Consider the following 19,413-nt stretch of genomic DNA (forward strand, 5'->3'; position numbering starts at 1 on the left):
TTTTACGCCCACCGTTTGGCCCTGTTCGAATTGCTCTTATTCTGGCTGATGATGCGGCCGCGAATCCTCCTTGCAATGGTGGGGGAAATTGGTACCATGCACCAGGATTATTATTGATTCACTATGGCCGTTTTTTCTGTCCGGCCTGATTAACCAAGAGGAGCAGGCTATGGGGTTTTCCGGGAAACTAGGCTTTGTCGGCGGGGGTTTGATGGCCGAAGCCCTGATCAAGGGCATTACAGGGGCCGGGCTGGTCAAGGGTGAAGAGATTCTGGTCGCAGATCCCAGCAGTGCCCGACGGGCTTTGTTGGAGAAGGATTATAATGTAACCGCGGTTTCAGAGGCCACTGCGGTCTGGGCGGAGTGCAAGGTGGTTGTTCTTGCCGTTAAACCGCAGGTGCTCACCGCTGTCCTCAGCGATGCCCGGGAACAAATAAACGCCGGCCATCTGCTTATCTCCATTGCCGCAGGAATCCCGCTCGCCGTGCTGGAAGGTGCGGTTGCCGGGCGCGGTTGCCGGGTTATCCGGGTGATGCCCAATACCCCGGCCATCGTGCTTAAGGGCGCCTCCGCCCTCAGCCCCGGCCAGGGTGTAACCCCCGAGGATCTGGCCGTTGCCACCAGCATCTTCGATGCGGTGGGGGTAAGCTTTGTCTTGGAGGAGTCCTATCTCGATGCGGTTACCGGCTTGAGCGGCAGCGGTCCGGCCTATGTCTTCACCTTTATCGAATCCCTGATCGATGCCGGGGTCAAGGTGGGTCTGGCCCGTCCCGTGGCCCAGACCCTTGCCCTGCAGACCGTACTTGGCTCTGTGCTGCTGGCCTTGGATGGCACCAAGCACCCCGCAGAGTTGCGGGCCATGGTGACCTCTCCCGGCGGCACCACCATTGCCGGATTGCATGAGCTTGAAAAGGGCGCCTTTCGAGCGTTGGTCACCAACGCGGTGGAGGCGGCGACCAACCGTTCCAGTGAACTGGGCCGACAGGTGGTTGCCGGGGCCGGTAAAAAATCGTAAGAGAAGACCCGTGCGTTAGCTTGTAAAGAACAGCGCCTCAATAAATTGGGAGTGTAATGAACATCCGTAAGGTTGGGATCATCTGTCGAAAAGATTCGCCTGCCGCCCTGGCGATGAGCAGGGAACTGCTTTCCTGGCTTGGCGAGCGCTCCATCGCTGCCGAGGTGGATACCATTGTTGACGGGATGGACCTGTTGATTATCCTCGGCGGAGACGGGACCCTGCTCCATGTCGCCGAGCAGGCAAGCCGACTCGAGGTGCCGGTGGTGGGGGTCAATCTCGGCGATCTCGGCTTCCTGACCGAAGTGGCGGTCAGCGAACGGTATGAGGTGCTGGAAGGGATTCTGGCCGGGGAGATGGTTATTGAGGAACGGTTGATGCTCAAGGCCCGAATCCGCCGTGCCAATGAGACCTCCGGCTGGCGCCATGCCCTCAACGACGTGGTGGTGAGCAAGGGCAGCGCGGACCAGTTGGTGCAGTTGAGCACCTGGGCCGACCAGAAATACATCACCACCTACCGGGCGGATGGCTTGATCTTTTCCACTCCCACCGGCTCAACGGCCTACAACCTCTCCGCCGGAGGGCCCATCGTCAACCCGGCCCTGCAGTCCATCCTGGTGACGCCGATCTGTCCCTTCATGCTGGAAAGCCGCCCGGTGCTGCTCCCGGCCGCGGTTTGTCTCACCACCAGACTTGCCGAGCAGGGTAACGAGGTGAAGGTCATTGTCGATGGCCAGCCCGCCTGGGAGATGTCCCCCGGCGAGACCCTGGAGGTGGTGGCTTCGGAAAGGCCCCTGCGGCTCATCTGCTCTCCGCAAAAGGATTATTTTGAAATCCTGCGCAACAAGCTGAACTGGGGCGGAAGAGCAGGCGAAGCTCGGAAACATCCGCTCTAGCAGTAGGTGGGTTGCGAAACAAATAAAAAAGCGGCGGCCTCATCACAATGAGACCGCCGCTTTGCTTTGACTGAATTTCGCTTGGAGCTAATCGTTTTCTTCCAGCTTGTGGGACAGGGCTTCCCGCTCTTCCTGCATGGCCACTTTCCCGGCCTCGATGGCATCGCTCAGGGTTCTTTTCTTCTCGTCGAGAAAATCCTTGCCCTGGGCGGCCAGATCCGTGCCGCGGCTGATGAGTTCCTTGCCTTTGGCGATCATCTCCTTGCTCCGCTCTAAGGCGGTCTCCTTGTACTCCTCGAAATCATCGGGCAGGGTCTTGGCCCGCTCCTTCAATTCGGCCCCGTAGTCGGCCAGCATTTCTCTGGTTTCCTGGCCGGTCTTCGGGGTGGTCAGCAGGGCAATGGCCGCGCCGACAACGGTGCCTGCCAGGAAGGCCAATACTGCGGTGCTGGAATTGTCGCAATTGTCTCTGCTCATATCATTCTCCTTGTTTGTGTTTTTTCCAAGATCGGTTGAGGAAATGCGAGAAGGCCAAGACCCCGGCGCTGAACCCGCCAAGATGAGTGATGAAGGGGCTTGCCGTGTCCTTGAGCATGGTGGCGGTGGTAAGCAGGGTTTCCGCCGATTTCTGGGCGGTGTAGATGACCCTGTCCGTCTTTTCGATCTTGTCGCTTAAAGAAATGGAGAGGATCTGGATCTCGTTGGCCGCCTCGGTCAGGGAGAGGCAGAGCGGGTCGATATGCCTGTTGAGGTTGTCGATGCAGATCTCCAACTTCTGCAAGGTGCGGCGAAACTGGAGGAAGGTCGGCACCAGGGCGATGGCAATGGCAAAAAGGCTTACGGCACTCAGTAGGGTGAAAAATTCTGAAGAGGTCACTTCCATTACTCCTGTGTGGGCCAAGGATAAAGGTGAAATAGTCTGTTCTTATAATAGAGAGGTTTCCTCCGCCCTGCAAGGGGAAAAGCCAAGGGGCGGTCAGGGCCGCGCTGGCACTCTCCTGGTTACAGCGGCAGATCGAAGATTGCCTGGAGTTTGCCGTTATGCACCCGCACTTCCCGCAGGGTATAGGCGGCGGTGATTTCCTTGAGGTTTCTCCCCTTGAGCTCGTAGATCGGTCGTTTTGCGAGTTCTTGGCGGGCGAGGTTTTCGATGGCCTCTCGGGCCTTGTCCTGCAGCTCGGGCATGAGCCCAGGCAGCTCCAGCCGTTCCACCGTGGCCTGCTCAAGATAGAGCGACTTCGATGCCGCATCGTAACGCGGGACCGCCGACACTCCCAGATGGCCGGAGATTGGCTTCATAAAAGGGATGTTCAGCTCGACCAGCGTATTGATCCCGATCTGATTGGCGCCCTCGGAGAGGAAAATTTCCGGCTCACTCAGGGCGACCTTGAGGATCAGCCAGTTCTTGGTGAGGGGGAACAGGGGCGCCACGCGGGCCTGGATCTCATCGCGGCTCAGGCTCACCACCACTTCGCGCGCATTGCAGGCAACCATGGTGGCAAGAAGGGCAAGGGCCAGGAGCAAGCAAAGTTTTGAGCGCTGTCTGTTCACGGGATGGTCCTTGTTCTTGGCAAGCCCCGGCAGCTCGGCCCGGGCGGGTTTGATACGGGAGCTGTCCGCTGCTACTGCATCTTTGACTTCAGTCTGATTGTTTCCCCGGCCACCATGAAACTGCCGCAGCCCCGGTGGTGGATGGTGCGCGGCTCCTGCACGGCCGGGTCGATCCAACCTTTAAGCACCTCAAGGACAAAAAATCCGTACCGGGCAACCATCTCGGTGTCTACTACCCTGCATTCGAGATTGGCATAGCATTCCGCGATGAGCGGCGCGCCCACTTTCTTTGCCGGTTTGGGGGTGAGGCCAAAGGCGGTGAACTTGTCGATCTTTGCCCCCGAGGTATTCCCGCACCCCACCACCTTTTCGGCGATTTCCACGGTGGGTATGTTTATGACGCATTCGTTGCTTGCCGTCAACAAGCGAAAGGAAAGGCTGCGATCGCCGATCACGCACCCCACCAGGGGCGGCGTAAATTCGAGCATGGTGTGCCAGGACATGGCCATGATGTTGGGGTGCTGGTCGCCAGCGGTGGTGAGCAGCACCACCGGCCCCGGTTCCAGCAAGGTGTACACCTTGGAGAGCGGAAAGGATTTTTTGGCCATTGTCGTATCCCCCTTAGGCGGCAAGATCAGTCACCCACCGGAGCCGGATAATCCGTCCGGCTCCTCAGTCTGTCACCCCTTCTTGAACAATTTATAGATGGCGGAAAAGTCTTCCTGGTCGATGCCCTCTTCAAAGGTTCTCCCGTACAGCTCTTTGACCACCGCAGCGGTGAAGAGGGAAGTTTTCTCTTCATAGGCCAGATCCTGGAGGCAATGGAGATCTTTGTAGATCAGGGCGCTGGAAAAATGGGTGGAGAAATCCTCCTGGAGCAACTTGTTTCGCTTGGCATTGAGCACCAGCGAGTTGCCGCCCCCTACGGAAAGGATATCCAGGATCTCTTCCTTCTGCATCCCGATGGTTTCCCCCAGCGAGAGCGCCTCGGCGATGGTGGCCATGAAGCTGCCCAGGGTCAGGTTGTTGATCAGTTTCATCTTGGTGGCCAGCCCCGGAACCTTCAGAAAGAAAAGATTCTTACCGATGTTTTCCAGCACCGGCCTGACCTTGTCGTACCCTGCCTCCTTGCCGCTGACCAAAACGGTGAGGGCTCCCTGCGAAGCGGGCACGACGCTGCCCAGGACAGGGGCCTCAAGATAGATTCCCCCGGCTTTTGCGCACAGGGCATGGAAGTGGGGGACCTCTTTGAAATGGTTGGTGGAGAGATCCACGATCACCTTGCCTGCGAGATCGGCGGACAACAGTCCGCCCTCCTGGCTGAGGATGGCATGGACCGCCGCGCTGTCGAACATGCAGACAAAGATAATCTCTGCCTTTTCCGCCACCAGCCGGGGGGAGGGAGCGACTTCACCCTGCAGCCCTTCTGCTTTGGCGGGGGTTCGGTTCCAGACGGTGAGGGTGTGGCCGCAGTCCAGGAGTCGTCCGGCGATGGCTTTGCCAAGGTGTCCAAGTCCAATAAATCCTAAATGCATTGTCTTTACCTCGGGAATTGTGTGTTTGCTGGAGAACGCAGGGGCAGGCCGTGCGGGTCAGTGGGTCGGGCGGAGGCCTGTTAGGGCTGGAACTCAGTTGACTGACTTATTATAGCGTATAATTTGCCTTTAGAAACGGGAATCGTTTTCACAGGGGATCCCATCGTGATCGCCATCCATTTTTGTGTCTGGACAGTTCTGCACAAAGAATTTCGCCTCCGCCCGAGACGTCATTTGACTGCAATGCTGCCTGCCATCACAGGTAAACGACTCTTTCTTTGAAGGGTGTTGAGAGCTTTTGGCTACTGTGGGTGTACCTTCTGCACCCATATAGGCATTTTTTGGCCCAATATCGTTATGATAAATGGACCAACCTATTGCGATGGCAATGGCAAATAATAGTATTTTTTTCATAGATGAGATGTCTTTGTATGCGAAGTTTTAAAGGTTGGTCTCTGCGGGCGGCAATGAGCCGTCCGTTGGCGCGACTTGTTCGATCTTAGCTCGTGTAATGAAGGGTAAGACACTCCACCCTACCCGCAGCGTCGAAGCGTATTCCTTCATGCTCCAGCAAGGCCCGCTTCATGTCGAGGCCGCCCTGGTAGCCGCCAAGAGTGCGGTCGGTACGGATGGCCCGGTGACAGGGGACGATGAGGGGGAACGGGTTGCTAGCCAGGGCATTGCCCACGGCCCGCGCGCCATTTCTTTTCCCCAGATGCCCGGCGATGAGCTGATAGGTGCTGACGCTCCCCCGGGGAATCCGGTACTCCGCACGCAGAACCCGCTGCTGAAAGGCACCGCACAAGTTGAGGTCCGCAAGCGCAAGCGAGAAGTCGATAGCCTCTCCTGCAAGCAATCCTTTGATGCCGGCAGCTACAGCCTCGATCTCCGCACAGGAGGAGGACCGGGCATTCGGGTACAGCCCGGAAGCCTGGTCTTCCGCGGATAAGCCGGGCCTTGCAAGTAAGACCCGGATGATCTTTGGCTTCTGAGTGGCTACGGTCCAGATGACCCCAACAGAGCCAAAGGGAGTTGGCTTGATGATCTTTGTATTCATGTGTGGAACGCAAAGCAAAGAGGCGCGCCTCGCGGAGGTTGGGCAAATTGTCAGCCCTGTTTTGTGTAATTCTTGAGGTCTCTGTAATAATTTTCATGCTGTCCAAGCATGATGAGCTCTAGTGTCGTTTCGGTAAATCTATAGGCAAGGAGATGTTGCGTTGATTGGATTTTGAATTTGTGGACAAATATGCCACGCAAATCCCCTTTTTTCTCGATTCCGATTTTGGGGTTGCTGATAATGGTTTTAATTTCATTATCTAGCGTTGTTTTTTCTGTTTTGTTCAATTTCTTAACTTTTTGGGCGAATGACCTCGATTGGTAGATTTTCATCTTGGTTAACCGAAGGTATATTCAGTTTTTTCGCCATGATCTAACTCGTTAATACCAATGAGTATTTCTTTTATAAGGTCATAGGTTAAATCTGGGTTTTCTTCCACGCATTTTCCAATACGTGCCCAGTGTTCAATTTGCCCAGTTATAGATCTGTGATCTACTTTGCTATATTTTCTTGCGTCAGTGAGGAGATTTTCAGAGATTCGCACTGCGGTTGCCATTTTATTGCCTCCATTACATTATGAGTGAGTTTGCGTATTAATTTAATTCATAACGTAGCAATTTGCAATGCGATATTTTTTAAGGGCTAAGGTCTTGGGTGAGGCTCACATAAATTTTAAGCCCATCTCCTTTTGGGAACGAGGAAGGGGGCGGGTTTGATATTTTGACTTTCAAGACGCATATGTCAAAATGTTAAGTTTGAGCCCATAAGTCCCGCTCAGTATATTCCAGGAATCAACCGATAACGCACGCGTTGTGCATAGTCTCGATAGCCCGGCAACTCTTCCTGTAACGTCTGGTCTTCAAGGATGGTCCTGATCACCGTAATGATTAATGCCACTGCCGCAGGTATCAGGGTCCATCCCGAGCCCAGAGCCAAAACAATACCGAACAGCGGGGGAATATTTCCGGCATAACCCGGATGCCGCACAAACCGGTACGGGCCGGTATCACACACCACATGCCCTCGGTCCGTCTGAATCCGCACCACGCTGGAGAAAAAGCGGTTCTCTGCCAAGGCCCATGCAGCGAAGGCGTATCCTAGCGAGATCAAAATAAAGCCAATCACGATGAGCCATGGCGGAAATTCGGGAGACCAGTTGTAGCGATGGTCCAATCCTGCCACAATTACCATAGGGAAAGCGACACTCACCGCCATCAGCGGAGCAAGCACTTTGTCCCAGGCTTTCGCGTTTCGGATATTTTCAATATTTTGCCTTTCGGCCAACAATCCGGGATGTCGTTGTTCCGCCCAGATGCGTCCCCCAACACCAGCGGCAAAGATCAGGAGGGAATAGAGCCACGCCTGCCACCAACCGAGGTCTCCACCGCATACCAATAAAATCAGCGGGATAAGGAGATACACCAAAACTAATCTTATCCACTGGCGAGGGGATACTGTTTGAGCGGCCTCTTCTCTAACCGTCTTCGAAGACATGCCATTCCCCAGAATAAAAAGGATTTGAGTGTGTGTCTAACGTCGCCCGTAAGCCGCGCGAACGAAGCGCAGCGAAGAGAGCGTCGGCTTGACGGGCGACGTTAGGGCACACTCGCATACTCCTGCATCTTGATGAGATGTGCCTGCACTAGGTCATTATTCTTGGCCATTGCGGCTAGTTGCGCCGAGGCGATCAATCCGTAGGCACCAGAGGCGTTGAGGCATTTGATTACGTCCGCCACGGGGTAGTTAGACCCAAGCGCTCCGTTGCCGTGCCGGCGGGTAACTTGAATGTATCCAGTGTGCGTGAAGTCGTTAAGCGGACCCCATGCATTTTTCTTCATCTGCGACAGGGTAGGTTGATATGCGCCAATTGCAGCTTCAATTTCTTCCGTCATGTCTCCGAAGTGTTTTTCAATGCCGCGTTTCTCGAAACGCTCCAGTTCAGCATCGGTTGCGCAGTGCAGAAGCCACAGTCCCCTTACCAGCGACTCAATAAGAACTCGCATCAGAGCGTGCATTGAGCCAAACAATTTTGAATCACAGAGAATCGCAATAGCAGCCTGATGCTCTATTGCCACATCAAAGCAGGCGGATGCTATTTGCTCCCTGTGCCCTCCAGAAATCTCGATTCCTTTGGTGTTTTCATCAATCCACCGAATGAGATCCCGAAGAGATCTGAACTGTGCGTCGATGTCCATATGGTCCTAGCGTTTAAGCTAACCTGACCGCGCCACCTGTGTTTGCCGCGTTAGCGCCGCCAACGTCCTCGCGATCAGGTTAAGCGCCTGGTTAGGCGCTATTGGTTGATAGAAAAAAATGATTTAATAAATTTTTCTGTTATTTCAGATAGATATTCATTTGTAACCATCGAAAGTTCCACCTTTGATTCGTCAAACTCTGATGAGCCAGACAAACGGCTCTTAATCGTAAGATATTTTGACCGACCATCATGTTTGAAAGTTATAGATGGATCAATTTCTGGAGAAAGTTTATTGCCCTGAAATCTTGTTTGTCGGTCTACAACCAGTGAGACTGAAGTGTTTATTTGTTCATCCGAGTGAGCATCTCGTGCCCCTCCCAACACCGCTTCGCAGGGGTACTTCCTTTTTTGCAGTTCTTTTTTTATAGATACGAATACTTTGTATATTTCGCTGAGTTTTTGTGTCGCATTCCTTCTTGTTTCATTTAACTCTTTTTCAAGCTTTGCTTTTTCGACAGCGGCTCTTTTCTCTTTGTCTTTTTCGTCTTTTTCGTATTCATCTATGGTTTTATGCAGCCAATCCATTGAATTCTCCTTTTTTGTGCGCCTAACACACGCCTAGCAGGCTGGCGTCTCTTGCTGAGCCAGCCAGATGAGTGTTAGGCGCCCTATTCCCCACTAAGTTGATTTTCTTTTATTAAAATTTTTTCAACTTCTTCACGTGAAATGATACTTCTATTATAAAGAGCATATGAGTACCCCCCACTTTCAATTTTGAATCCTTTGCTTGTTGCAACACAGCCAAATTCTATATCTTGAATGATGTTTGGATAGAAGAAAGAAAATATAGAGTTAAACTCTTCTTGGAGTAGATGCGTCTTCTCCATATCAGAAGAGCACATACCAGCTCCTTCTGGAGCATCGATTTCGGTTATATACCCATCATGTTTCATTATATTAATAAATAGATCTAAATTAAATTCACCTGAAGATATACGTTTCTTAATCATGAATTTACCTTTTTGCGCCTAACATATTTATTGTCGAGCTAGCGCGATATGAAATTTTCCGTTTGATTCCTAACTCTTAAATCGATCTAATGTGTGAGGATTTTGCGTATTTTTTCCTTAAATAGCAACATATCCACCCCGTAGGGGGTGTTATCTGTCTACCTGACAATATGGAGCAATACAAGCAATTTATTCTTTCAAGACGGTTGGTTACGGCTGCTTCATTGTTCCCGGACGCCTTTTGGCCAACAGCATGGAGATCGGCACCCCGGCCAGTACCGGGACCACGCTCATCATCAGCACCAGCCCCCAGCCTTTAAGCCCCGGGTCGGAAACCTTGAGAATATCGGAGAGGCCGGGGAGGTAGATGGTGGCGACCAGCATTGCGGAACAGAGCGCTGCCGCGCCCCAGATGAAGGGGTTGCGGGTGATGACGTTGTTGAAAAAGGATGCCCCGTGGTCGCGCATGTTCAGGACATGCCAGATCTGGGCGAAGGCCAGGGTGAGAAAGGAGACGGTTACCGCCTGTTGGGTATCCATGGCGAGCCAGTTTTGGGCCAGGGCCAGGGCGCCGAGCACGGACAAGGCGATGAGCAACCCGTAGGCCAGGACCAGCAGCCAATGGCTTCGGGTCATGATGGGCTCGCTTTTGTTCCGGGGCGGATTGGTCATGATGGTGGGGTTGCTTTCCCCTGCGGCCAGGGCCAGGGCGGGGAAAACATCGGTGACGATGTTGAGAAAGAGAATCTGCAGGGGCAGGATCGGCAGCGGCAGGATGAAGATGGCGGCCAGGGTGACGGCGAACATCTCGCTCAGGTTGCAGGAGAGCAGGTAGAGCACGAATTTGCGGATGTTGTTGAAGATGATCCGCCCCTGCTCGATGGCGTGGACAATGGTGCCGAAGGCGTCGTCTTTCAGGATCATGTCGGCTGCTTCCCGCGCCACCTCGGTGCCGTGCTTGCCCATGGCGATGCCGATGTCCGCTTTTTTGAGGGCCGGGGCGTCGTTGACCCCGTCGCCGGTCATGGCGACGATGGCCCCGGCCTGCTGGTGCACCTCGATGAGATCGAGCTTCTGCTGGGGGCTGACCCTGGCAAACAGCGGGGTGGCCAGGATGCGGGACTTCTCCATGGCGGTGAGATGGGGCACGTGCTTGAGTTCCTTGCCGATCATCACCGGGGCGTCGTCTTGCTCGGTCAGGCCCACCGCCTTGCCGATGATTCTTGCGGTGACCGGTTGATCCCCGGTGACCATCACCACCCTGATCCCGGCCTGGCGGCAGAGGGCGAGCGCTTCCTTGACATCGGCGCGCGGCGGGTCGAGAAAGCCGGCCAGGCCGACGAGCTGCAGGTTTTCATAGGGGTTGGCTGCAACGTTTTGCGTCCTGCCGCTGGCCAGGGCCAGCACCCGGAGCCCTTGGCTGGCGAGGGCTTCGTTGCGCCGCAACCATTCGTCCTTGGCCGCGGCGGTGAATGGGGCCGCTTTCCCATCCTCCATGACAGTAGTGCATACCTCCAGCACCGCTTCCGGCGACCCTTTTACCGCCACCAAAAATCCATCCTCTTGGCGGTGCAGGGTGGCCATCATCATGGCCGTGGGGTCAAAGGCCTCTTCCCGTGCTTCGGGCATTTGGGCCAGCAGTTCGGGCAGGTGCAGGCCACCCTTGGCCGCGCCTTCCAGCAGCGCCACCTCCAAAGGATCGCCCACCGGCTTGCCGGATTGACTGTTGCGGCTCAGCGAGGCGTTGTTGCACAAGGCGCCGATCATCAGTCCGGCGCGGAGTTGGGGATGGGTTTCCGGCGTAAGCGGGATGAGGCCCAACAGGAAAGGGGTGGCAGGGTCCTGGGGCACCGTGACTCTCCCATCGGGGAGAAAAAGGGTGGTGAGGGTCAGCTTGTTTTCCGTGAGGGTGCCGGTCTTGTCCGTGCAGATGATGCTGGTGGCGCCCAGGGTTTCCACGGCGGAAAGCTCCTTGATCAGGGCATTGTGGCGGGCCATGCGCCAAACGCCTCGGGCCAGGGCGATGGTGGCCACGATGGGCAGCCCCTCGGGGATGGAGGCCACGGCCAGGGCGATGGCGGTTTCGATCATCAGAAACACGTCCTTGCCGGTGAGGATGCCGGAGAGGGCCACGAGAAAACCGATCCCCAGGCTGGCCCAGACCAGCCAGTGGCCCAGTTGGTTGAGCCGTTTTTCCAGGGGGGTGGTCTCGTCCTCGGTTTCGGCAACGAGTTGCGAAATGGTGCCCAATTCGGTGTGCATGCCGGTGCCGACCACCACCCCCTCGCCGGAGCCGCGGCTGAGGGCGGTGCCCTTGAAGAGCATGTTGCTCCGCTCGGCCAGCGGGGTGTCGGGCGGCAGCTCCAGGGGGTTCTTGGTCACCGGCAGGGATTCGCCGGTGAGTACCGATTCGTCCGCCTCCAGTTTGGAGCTGGTGATGATCCGCAGATCAGCGGTGATGACATCGCCGACTTCGAGAAGGACAATGTCTCCGGGCAGCAGTTGCTCGGCGGAGATCTCCTGGGCCTGGCCGTCGCGCCGCACCCTACAGTGTACCCGCCCGAGCTGGCGCAGCGCCTCCACCGAACGCACCCCCTTGATCTCGGTGACAAAGCCGATGACGGCGTTGATGACGATGACCATACCAATGGCAATGCCTTCCACATGCTCGCCAAAGGCGAAAGAGAGCAGGGCGGCAGCCACCAGGAAGACGACGATGAGATTCTTGAATTGATTGACCCAGATATCCCAAGCGCTGACGGTTTTGGTCTTGCGCAGCAGATTGGGGTCGTAGCGCTTTCGGAGTTGGGGGATTTCGCTCTGTGTCAGCCCCGACTCGGGGGAGACCCGCAGTTCGCGAATGATCTCCTCCCAGGGTTGCGCCCAGGGGGTTTGCGGAAAAAATGGGGCTGGGGCTTTGCTTAAATGGGGCACGGTCCGTCCTTTCTGTGCTGGGGAAGCGGGAAACCCTGATTGGGCAAAACCAGGGAAGGGTTAGCGGAACAGCCCCTTGATCCCTTCCTTCAACGGATCGGTAACGCGGGTCTTGATCCCCTGCTGCACGCTTTCCCCGACCAGGGCATTGAAGTCGAGGGTTACCTTGGTTGCCCCCATTGGCCCGGCGATGCGCACCGGCACCGTCAACCCTTTGAGGGACACCAGCTCTTTCCCCCCCTGCCCCTCCAGGCTGGCCACCACCGTGGCCCGGACAAGATAATTGACCATATCCGCGCCGATATCGATATCGCCGTTGCCGGAGAGGCGCAGCAGGGGAGACTTGGCCGCCAGATCCTTGTTATGGGCCACGCCCTGTTTGATATCGAAGCTGGCGGTAAGCTCGGAGAAATCAGTTTTTTCCTGCATGTCGGCAGCCTGGGTTTTTTCTCCGGTCAATTTCCCGAGCATAACCTTGGCCTCCCGCAATTTGCCTGCGATATTGAACCCTTTCACCGCCCCGTCGCGGAGATTGAGGTTGCCCTTGCCCTGCATGGATTTTTTCATCTCCCCGACGGTACCTCCCGCCGCCCGCAGATCAAAATTCAGGCTGCCTCTGCCCTCAAGAATGTCCTTGTCCAAGCCATCCTGCAGCAACGGGCCGATGTTTACCCCGCTGATGGTCTGCTGCGCAATGATCCTTGGCCCCTCGGCCTGCAGCGAGATGGAGCCGTTCATCGTTCCCCCATAGAGCTCGGCCGCAAGGGGCTTGACATCCAACTGCCCCGAGCCTGCCTTGAAATCCAGGCGCAGATTGCTGGTCTTGAGGTTGTAGAGCTTGAGGGAGCCGATCCGCACCTTGCCGCCGGCGTTGAGGGTTTTCAAGATGTTGAAATCGAGGGGCTTCTCCGCTTGCTCTTCGCTTTTTTTCGATTTTTTGGGCAGATAACGGTCGGCGTCGATCCGGTCGATGTCAAGGTCCAGGGTGAGGTGCGGTTTGCTGAAGGGAATGGCCCCAGCTCGTAGCTTGATCGTGCTCTCGTCAAGAAGCGAGGTCAGGTTCAGGGCCACACTCTCGCGCTTGAGGTCGAGTTGGGCCGAGCCGTTGATATCGAGCTTGAGAGCGCCGGCAAGCATCTTCTTATTGCTCGCCGTCAGGTTGCCTTTCAGATTGGCGAGGGCAAACTGCTTGTCATCGAGACTGCCGCTCAGCTGCGAGGTGAGTTGCCCCTGGTATTTGCCTTCTGGCTGTTTGCCGTTCAGTTCGACGGTGAGCTTGCTCGCCTTGAACGACTGGCGGTCGCCGGCCAGGGAAGGGATGCGCGCCGTCAGATTCAGTGCACTCTTGCCACCCTCGCTTGGCTCTATCTTTGCCACCAGAGCGATGGCGTCGCTGGCGATCTTGTTTGCCAGCCACTGGAATCTGGGCACGGTGAGTGTGCAATCGATATCGTCCGTGCCCTTTTTTCCGGCCACGGCCAGGGAGAGATTCTCCACCAGGAGCGTGTCGGCGGTCCGGTCCAGCTCCAGGTCGCCCTTGAGTCCGGCGGTGAGCTTGCTTATCCCGGCCGCTTCGCCGGTGATTGCTAGATTCAGGCCTTTGACCCCATAGTGCTTGGCCTCAAGGTCGAAGGTCAACCCGGTGCTCAGATGGATCTGGGCGTCGATCTGCGGGGTCTCGCTTTTGAGGCTGAACTCGGCGACCGCCTCGGTGGGGATGGTATTGGCGAGGCGGCCGGTCTTGAGGTTGATCTCGCTTGCGCTGAACTGGCGACCCGCCATTTTGTCGTGGTAGGAAAGGGTGCTCTTCTCGACCAGGACGCTTTTGATGTCGAAGCTGAGCTGCTTGCTGTCCTCTTCCGCTTCCTTTTTGAGCAGATCGTCGAAATTGGTGGCGCCGTTCTTGAACCGGACCAGATTGGCGCGTAACCCTTCAATCCGCACCTGATCGACGACCAGCTCCTGCTTGAGCAGCGGCCACCAGGAGAGGTATAAGCGGGCGCTTTCCACGGACGCGAATTCCTTGTCGCCCCGGAATTCGCTGAGCGTTGCCTGGCCCAGATCCAGCCCCAGCTTGGGGAAAAAAGCGAGCTTGATATCCCCGGCCAGGGAGAGGTTGCGCTGTTTCTGCTCCTTGACCATCTGCACGATCTGCGGCTTGTAATCGTTGGGATTGAGCAGCAGGGAGGCAATCACAATCAGCAGGATACAGAGGGTTGCCGTGCCGGCAAGCGCTGCAAGGAGGTATTTGAGATACTTGTTCATGGGGTGCGCCTCTTATTGAGGAGAAAGGTCAAGGAAAGGTAACGCGGCGGCAGCAGCCAAGTGCCCGCCTTGTCAACGCATGGAAGGGGACGGGATTTCCACTGCTTGCGATCGTGGGAGATAGGATTAGGGTAGGGAAAAGAAAAAGAAAAGTAAACCGGAATTTCGCCCGTTTTCCGGCAGGAAAGCAAGGCATCTGCCGGAAAACGGGGATGTTTCCGAGGTTGCCGGGCAGCCCCGGCCGTGCGGAGGCAAGAGCGGTGCTCCTGGCATGGCCCGGGACCTCCGGCAGGGGTGGGTCCTGTCGGATGGGTGCAAAAACAAGGGGAGAAATCTAGCGCAGCTCGGCCAGCCGCTCCATGCCCGCTTTGATCTTCTCCAGCTTGGCCTGCATTTCCCCGACCTTCTCCCGCTCCTTGGCCTTCACTTCTTCCGGGGCGTTGGCCATGAACTTTTCGTTGCTCAGCTTGCCCTGGCAGCGGGCCAGTTCGGCTTCGGTCTTGTCCTGATCCTTCTTGAGCTTGGCCTGTTCCTTGTCCACATCCACCAATCCGGCCAGCGGCACGAAGATCTCGATGTCGGAATAGAGATAGGAGGCCGCGCCCTTGGGGCGGGTGCCTTCCTTCTGCACGGCCATGGTGGAGGTGCGGGTCAGGGTCTTGAGGGAAGAGGCAAGGGAGGTCAGCCCCGCGTGTTTGCGCTCGTCGTGGCAGACGATCTGCACCTCGATCTCGGCGGAGGGGTGGATCATGGCCTCGCTGCGGATGTTGCGGATCCCGCCGACAATCCCCATGAAGAGCGCGGCCAGCTCGGCGGCTTCATCATCATCCCAGGCCGGGTTCGGTGCGGGGAAGGGTTCGACCATGATGCTGGTGCGCTCTCCGGGCAGCACATGCCAGATCTCCTCGGTGACAAAGGGAGTGATCGGGTGCAGGAGCTTGAGCGTGTTTTCCAGCACCGCCAGGAGCACCGCCTGGGACTGCGCTTTGGCTATGGCGTTGTCGCCGTAGAGATCGGACTTGATCCACTCCAGGTACCAGTCGCAGAACTCGCTCCAGACAAACTGGTAGATGGAGGAGGCCGCATCGTTGAAGCGGTAGTCGTCCAGGGCCTGACGCACCTCGGTGATCGCCTGGTTGAGCCGGTGCAGGATCCAGCGGTGGGCCAGGGGCAGGGTGGACGGGTCGATATCCTTGCTGATCGCGGGATCGCAGGTATTGATGTGCATGAGGGCAAAGCGGGAGGCGTTCCAGATCTTGTTGATGAAGTGGCGGTACCCCTCGATGCGTTCCTCGGCGAGTTTGATTTCGCGGCCCTGGGCGGCAAAGGCGGTGAGGGTGAAGCGCAGGGCATCGGTGCCATACTCATCCATGACCACCAGCGGGTCGATGACGTTGCCCGTGGATTTGCTCATCTTCTTGCCGTGCTTGTCGCGGACCAGGGCGTGGAGATAGACGTCCTTAAACGGCACCTCCTCCATGATGTGGATGCCCATCATCATCATCCGGGCCACCCAGAAGAAAAGGATATCGAAAGAGGTGATCAGCACCGAGGTTGGGTAGAAGAACTTCAGCTCTTTGGTGTTCTCGGGCCAGCCCAGGGTGGAAAAGGGCCAGAGGGCCGAGCTAAACCAGGTGTCCAGCACGTCGGTTTCCTGGGTGAGTTTGCTGGAGCCGCATTTATCGCAAGCGGCCGGGGCATGCTCCTCAACCATGAGCTGGCCGCAGTCGTCGCAGGTCCAGGCCGGGATCTGATGTCCCCACCAGATCTGGCGGGAGATGCACCAGTCGCGGATGTTGTCCATCCAGGCGTAGAAGGTGTTGTACCAGGTCTTGGGGTGGATGTTGATCCGCCCGTCCCGTACCGCGGCCACGGCCTTGTCGGCCAGGGGCCGAACGGAGACGAACCACTGCAATGAGGTGGCGGGCTCGACCACGGTTTTGCAGCGGTAGCACTGGCCCACCGCATGCTCGTAATCCTCGATTTTTTCCAGGAACCCCTGCTCTTCGAGGTCGGCGACGATCTGCTTCCTGCAGGCGAAACGGTCCAGCCCGGCATAGGGGCCGGCGGCCTGGTTCATGATCCCGGAGTCGTCCATGGTCTTGATGCGTTCGAGATTATGGCGCAAGCCGATCTCGTAGTCGTTGCGGTCATGGGCCGGGGTGACCTTGAGCGCGCCGGTGCCGAATTCCCGCTGCACGTGGTGGTCATACACCACCGGAATGGTGCGGTCGGTTAGGGGCAGTTTGATGCCGATCTCTTTCAGGTGTTTGTATCGCTCATCGTCGGGGTGCACTGCTACGGCGGTGTCGCCCAGCATGGTCTCGGGCCGGGTGGTGGCGACCACCACGTGCCCCGAGCCGTCGGCATAGGGGTAGCGGATGTGGTAGAGCTTGCCCGCCTTGTCCTCATGCTCCACCTCATCGTCGGAGAGGGCGGTGTGGCAGCGGGGGCACCAGTTGACGATGTAGTCGCCTTTGTAGATCAACCCTTCCTTGTAGAGGCGGACAAAAACGGTGCGCACCGCCTTGGACAACCCCTCGTCCATGGTGAAGCGTTCCCGGTCCCAGTCGCAGGAGCAGCCCAGATGCTTGAGCTGGTTGATGATGGTGCCGCCTTTTTCCTCGCGCCATTGCCAGACCCGCTCGATGAACTTCTCGCGGCCGAAATCGTGGCGGGTTTTTCCCTCGTTGGCAAGCTGCCGCTCCACCACGTTCTGGGTGGCGATGCCGGCGTGGTCGGTGCCCGGCACCCAAAGAGTGTTGTAGCCGCACATCCGCTTGTAGCGGACCAGGACATCCTGCATGGTGTTGTTCAGGGCGTGTCCCACATGGAGCACGCCGGTGACATTGGGCGGCGGGATGACGATGGAAAAAGAGGGCTTCCCTTCGTCCATGGTGGCCTGAAAGTTTTTCTGCTCAAGCCATTTCCGGTACCAGCGGGCCTCGACTTCTTTGAATTCGTATCCCTTGGCCAGTTCATGTTCGGCGGGTTGGACGGAAGCGTTTTCGCTCATCGGTTACATTACACTCCAGGGTTTGGGAAGAAAGATGTTGGTATAAAGATCCAGGGCATAGCGGTCGGTCATGCCGGCGATGAAGTCGCAGACCATCTGTTCCCGCGGGGTCGCGGCATCATAGTCGATGACCTTTTCCCAGTGGTCGTCGTGGTTGATGAAGTACTCGTAGAGCTCCCGCAGCACCTTTTTGGCCTTGATGAAGTCGTCGTGCACCCGGTTGGTTTCGTAGACGTTTTCAAAGAGAAAGGAGCGCAGTTCGCCGATGCCCTCAAGCAGCTGCGGGGTCATGGTCAGGGTTTCTCCGCCGTTTTTCAGGCTTTGGGCCACAAGATCATGGACCATGGTGCCGATCCGCCCGGAGTGATTGGCGCCGAAAAGCTTCTGAAGATGGCTTGGTATCTGCGATTCCTGGATAATTCCGGCCCGGGCGGCATCGTCAAGATCGTGGTTCACATAGGCGATGATATCGGCGATGCGCACCACCCGTCCTTCCATGGTGGCGGGGAGTTCGGATAGATCCAAGGGCAGAATCTCGCGTCTCCCCTTGGAATGTTTGGCGATCCCGTCCAGGACCTCAGCGGTCAGGTTGAGTCCCTCGCCTTTTTTTTCCAGGATGTTTACGACGCGCAGACTCTGGTCGTAGTGGCGAAAGCCGGTGGGATAGAGTTCGTCCAGCACCGCTTCCCCGGCATGGCCAAAGGGGGTGTGGCCGAGATCATGGCCCAGGGCGATGGCCTCGGTGAGATGCCCGTTGAGGCGCAGGGCCACGGAGATGGTCCGGGCGATCTGGCTGACCTCGAGCACATGGGTGAGCCGGGTCCGGTAATGGTCGCCGGTGGGGGCCAGGAAGACCTGGGTTTTATGTTTGAGGCGCCGGAAGGACTTGCAGTGGATGATCCGGTCCCGGTCGCGCTGGTAGGCGCCCCGGATGGGACATTCCTCTTCGGCTTTGAGTCTGCCTTTGGAGTTGCGGCTCAAAGCGGCGTAGGGCGCGAGGCTTGCGGCCTCGCGCCCTTCGATCTGCAGGCGGATGGAATGGTCCATTGGCTTAGAGGGCCGGAGCCAGGCTGCCCACATGGTTGACGATCTCGCCCCGGTTCAGCTCTTTGAGGACCGGATGGGCCATGATCTTTGCCGGGTTGGTTTCGCCGTTGATATTGGTGATTACCAGCCTGCCGCGGCCTTTGCCGTAGAGGTCGTTGAAATCATAGACCGCGCCGACCACGGTGAGCTCCTTGGCCTGGACCTTTTCCTTGTACAGCTCCAGGGCGCTCTTGACCTGGTAGTCGACATTGCGCTCCACGTTCTTGCTCCAGCGGGCATTGATGTCGCCGCTGTTGTCTCCTGCAGCAATAACCGGTTTCAAGGTGTCCAGCTCGGCTTTGATGCCCTTGGTCTCGCCGGAGTAATCGCCCATGGCCGCTTTGACCGCACCGCAGCTGGAGTGGCCCATGATCATCAGAATATTGGTGGGCAGATGGCGCACCCCGTAGTCAACCGAGCCCTCGGCATTTTTGACCTGATTGCCGATATTGCGGATGACGAAGATGTTGTTGTCGGGCTCCATGCCGAACAGGTGGGTGTGTACCCGGGAATCGGAGCAGGTGACCACGGTGAGGGTGGGGGTCTGGCCGGTCTGGAAGCCATCGAAATGATGGCTGTCATTGTGGCTGGTGAACTGGTCGTTGCCGCTGACTGCGGCCTTGATCGTCCCTTCTGCGCTCTTGACCGCAACGGCCGGGGCATCGTGGCCGCTGCCGGAAGCAAAGGCTGCGGGGACGCAGGCCAGCATGGCTGCGCAGGCGAGGGTAGAGGCGAGCTTGGTAACCGGGGAGATTTTTTTCATGGGGGGGCTCCAGAAGAATGGAATGGATACAAAGGGAAATATGGTTAACTGTTTGTTATTACAATAATTCAGTCTTGTGCAGCAAAGC

At 57.0% G+C, this 19,413-nt stretch carries 20 protein-coding genes; 2 read left to right on the forward strand and 18 right to left on the reverse strand.

Features of this window, described 5'->3' with window-relative positions; all coding sequences use genetic code 11:
* The first annotated feature begins 169 nt into the window (after positions 1-169).
* Both proC and OLX77_RS10085 read left to right on the forward strand, forming a co-directional pair.
* On the forward strand, positions 170-1,015 hold the full coding sequence (proC, locus tag OLX77_RS10080; RefSeq protein ID WP_307633470.1) for a pyrroline-5-carboxylate reductase: 846 nt from the start codon (positions 170-172) through the stop codon (positions 1,013-1,015).
* A 56-nt stretch (positions 1,016-1,071) separates the two neighbouring features.
* Complete coding sequence (locus OLX77_RS10085) at positions 1,072-1,911, forward strand: NAD(+)/NADH kinase (RefSeq protein ID WP_307633471.1); 840 nt, start codon at positions 1,072-1,074, stop codon at positions 1,909-1,911.
* Positions 1,912-1,998: 87 nt separating this feature from the next.
* Here the strand turns inward: OLX77_RS10085 and OLX77_RS10090 are convergent, their stop codons facing one another.
* The 18 genes from OLX77_RS10090 to OLX77_RS10175 form a co-directional block, all read right to left on the reverse strand.
* Positions 1,999-2,388, reverse strand: coding sequence for a YtxH domain-containing protein (locus tag OLX77_RS10090; RefSeq protein ID WP_307633472.1), 390 nt, complete (start codon positions 2,386-2,388; stop codon positions 1,999-2,001).
* Between the two features lies 1 nt (position 2,389).
* Positions 2,390-2,788: a DUF948 domain-containing protein gene (locus OLX77_RS10095; protein ID WP_307633473.1), complete on the reverse strand. Its 399-nt coding sequence runs from the start codon at positions 2,786-2,788 to the stop codon at positions 2,390-2,392.
* A 125-nt stretch (positions 2,789-2,913) separates the two neighbouring features.
* On the reverse strand, positions 2,914-3,462 hold the full coding sequence (locus OLX77_RS10100) for a DUF1439 domain-containing protein (RefSeq protein ID WP_307633474.1): 549 nt from the start codon (positions 3,460-3,462) through the stop codon (positions 2,914-2,916).
* A 71-nt stretch (positions 3,463-3,533) separates the two neighbouring features.
* Positions 3,534-4,070, reverse strand: a complete 537-nt coding sequence (locus OLX77_RS10105; RefSeq protein ID WP_307633475.1) for a flavin reductase family protein — start codon at positions 4,068-4,070, stop codon at positions 3,534-3,536.
* A gap of 72 nt (positions 4,071-4,142) precedes the next feature.
* Positions 4,143-5,015, reverse strand: a complete 873-nt coding sequence (locus OLX77_RS10110; RefSeq protein ID WP_307634073.1) for an NAD(P)-dependent oxidoreductase — start codon at positions 5,013-5,015, stop codon at positions 4,143-4,145.
* Between the two features lie 111 nt (positions 5,016-5,126).
* On the reverse strand, positions 5,127-5,411 hold the full coding sequence (locus OLX77_RS10115) for an excalibur calcium-binding domain-containing protein (protein WP_307633476.1): 285 nt from the start codon (positions 5,409-5,411) through the stop codon (positions 5,127-5,129).
* Positions 5,412-5,496: 85 nt separating this feature from the next.
* A complete protein-coding gene (locus tag OLX77_RS10120; protein ID WP_307633477.1) occupies positions 5,497-6,054 on the reverse strand; it encodes a methylated-DNA--[protein]-cysteine S-methyltransferase in 558 nt (185 codons plus the stop codon).
* A gap of 50 nt (positions 6,055-6,104) precedes the next feature.
* Positions 6,105-6,386, reverse strand: coding sequence for a type II toxin-antitoxin system RelE/ParE family toxin (locus OLX77_RS10125; protein ID WP_307633478.1), 282 nt, complete (start codon positions 6,384-6,386; stop codon positions 6,105-6,107).
* A gap of 5 nt (positions 6,387-6,391) precedes the next feature.
* Complete coding sequence (locus OLX77_RS10130) at positions 6,392-6,610, reverse strand: ParD-like family protein (RefSeq protein ID WP_307633479.1); 219 nt, start codon at positions 6,608-6,610, stop codon at positions 6,392-6,394.
* Positions 6,611-6,828: 218 nt separating this feature from the next.
* Entirely contained in the window at positions 6,829-7,548 is a 720-nt protein-coding gene (locus OLX77_RS10135) for a methyltransferase family protein (protein WP_307633480.1), read from the reverse strand.
* Positions 7,549-7,649: 101 nt separating this feature from the next.
* Positions 7,650-8,249, reverse strand: coding sequence for a DUF6988 family protein (locus OLX77_RS10140; RefSeq protein ID WP_307633481.1), 600 nt, complete (start codon positions 8,247-8,249; stop codon positions 7,650-7,652).
* Positions 8,250-8,347: 98 nt separating this feature from the next.
* On the reverse strand, positions 8,348-8,836 hold the full coding sequence (locus tag OLX77_RS10145) for a hypothetical protein (protein ID WP_307633482.1): 489 nt from the start codon (positions 8,834-8,836) through the stop codon (positions 8,348-8,350).
* An 83-nt stretch (positions 8,837-8,919) separates the two neighbouring features.
* Positions 8,920-9,261, reverse strand: a complete 342-nt coding sequence (locus OLX77_RS10150) for a hypothetical protein (protein ID WP_307633483.1) — start codon at positions 9,259-9,261, stop codon at positions 8,920-8,922.
* Between the two features lie 210 nt (positions 9,262-9,471).
* Entirely contained in the window at positions 9,472-12,195 is a 2,724-nt protein-coding gene (locus tag OLX77_RS10155) for a cation-translocating P-type ATPase (protein ID WP_307633484.1), read from the reverse strand.
* Between the two features lie 60 nt (positions 12,196-12,255).
* The gene (locus OLX77_RS10160; RefSeq protein WP_307633485.1) at positions 12,256-14,460 is read right to left on the reverse strand and encodes an AsmA family protein; all 2,205 of its coding nucleotides are present in this window, start codon (positions 14,458-14,460) and stop codon (positions 12,256-12,258) included.
* Between the two features lie 334 nt (positions 14,461-14,794).
* Positions 14,795-17,476, reverse strand: coding sequence for a valine--tRNA ligase (locus OLX77_RS10165; RefSeq protein WP_307633486.1), 2,682 nt, complete (start codon positions 17,474-17,476; stop codon positions 14,795-14,797).
* 3 nt (positions 17,477-17,479) lie between these two features.
* Positions 17,480-18,523 (reverse strand): deoxyguanosinetriphosphate triphosphohydrolase, encoded by a 1,044-nt coding sequence (locus OLX77_RS10170; protein ID WP_307633487.1) that lies wholly within the window; start codon positions 18,521-18,523, stop codon positions 17,480-17,482.
* 4 nt (positions 18,524-18,527) lie between these two features.
* Positions 18,528-19,325 (reverse strand): carbonic anhydrase, encoded by a 798-nt coding sequence (locus tag OLX77_RS10175; RefSeq protein WP_307633488.1) that lies wholly within the window; start codon positions 19,323-19,325, stop codon positions 18,528-18,530.
* Between the last annotated feature and the right edge of the window lie 88 nt (positions 19,326-19,413).

Origin of the sequence: Thiovibrio frasassiensis, from assembly GCF_029607905.1 — a bacterium.
GTDB lineage: Bacteria > Desulfobacterota > Desulfobulbia > Desulfobulbales > Desulfurivibrionaceae > Thiovibrio > Thiovibrio frasassiensis.

What these genes read in the sequence shown, in the direction of transcription:
- OLX77_RS10090 (WP_307633472.1), bottom strand. Translation starts at nt 2,388, where the DNA reads ATGAGCAGAGACAATTGCGACAATTCCAGCACCGCAGTATTGGCCTTC.
- proC (WP_307633470.1), top strand. Translation starts at nt 170, where the DNA reads ATGGGGTTTTCCGGGAAACTAGGCTTTGTCGGCGGGGGTTTGATGGCC.
- OLX77_RS10175 (WP_307633488.1), bottom strand. Translation starts at nt 19,325, where the DNA reads ATGAAAAAAATCTCCCCGGTTACCAAGCTCGCCTCTACCCTCGCCTGC.
- OLX77_RS10150 (WP_307633483.1), bottom strand. Translation starts at nt 9,261, where the DNA reads ATGATTAAGAAACGTATATCTTCAGGTGAATTTAATTTAGATCTATTT.
- OLX77_RS10130 (WP_307633479.1), bottom strand. Translation starts at nt 6,610, where the DNA reads ATGGCAACCGCAGTGCGAATCTCTGAAAATCTCCTCACTGACGCAAGA.
- OLX77_RS10160 (WP_307633485.1), bottom strand. Translation starts at nt 14,460, where the DNA reads ATGAACAAGTATCTCAAATACCTCCTTGCAGCGCTTGCCGGCACGGCA.
- OLX77_RS10105 (WP_307633475.1), bottom strand. Translation starts at nt 4,070, where the DNA reads ATGGCCAAAAAATCCTTTCCGCTCTCCAAGGTGTACACCTTGCTGGAA.
- OLX77_RS10135 (WP_307633480.1), bottom strand. Translation starts at nt 7,548, where the DNA reads ATGTCTTCGAAGACGGTTAGAGAAGAGGCCGCTCAAACAGTATCCCCT.
- OLX77_RS10140 (WP_307633481.1), bottom strand. Translation starts at nt 8,249, where the DNA reads ATGGACATCGACGCACAGTTCAGATCTCTTCGGGATCTCATTCGGTGG.
- OLX77_RS10165 (WP_307633486.1), bottom strand. Translation starts at nt 17,476, where the DNA reads ATGAGCGAAAACGCTTCCGTCCAACCCGCCGAACATGAACTGGCCAAG.
- OLX77_RS10115 (WP_307633476.1), bottom strand. Translation starts at nt 5,411, where the DNA reads ATGAAAAAAATACTATTATTTGCCATTGCCATCGCAATAGGTTGGTCC.
- OLX77_RS10170 (WP_307633487.1), bottom strand. Translation starts at nt 18,523, where the DNA reads ATGGACCATTCCATCCGCCTGCAGATCGAAGGGCGCGAGGCCGCAAGC.
- OLX77_RS10125 (WP_307633478.1), bottom strand. Translation starts at nt 6,386, where the DNA reads ATGAAAATCTACCAATCGAGGTCATTCGCCCAAAAAGTTAAGAAATTG.
- OLX77_RS10145 (WP_307633482.1), bottom strand. Translation starts at nt 8,836, where the DNA reads ATGGATTGGCTGCATAAAACCATAGATGAATACGAAAAAGACGAAAAA.
- OLX77_RS10085 (WP_307633471.1), top strand. Translation starts at nt 1,072, where the DNA reads ATGAACATCCGTAAGGTTGGGATCATCTGTCGAAAAGATTCGCCTGCC.
- OLX77_RS10120 (WP_307633477.1), bottom strand. Translation starts at nt 6,054, where the DNA reads ATGAATACAAAGATCATCAAGCCAACTCCCTTTGGCTCTGTTGGGGTC.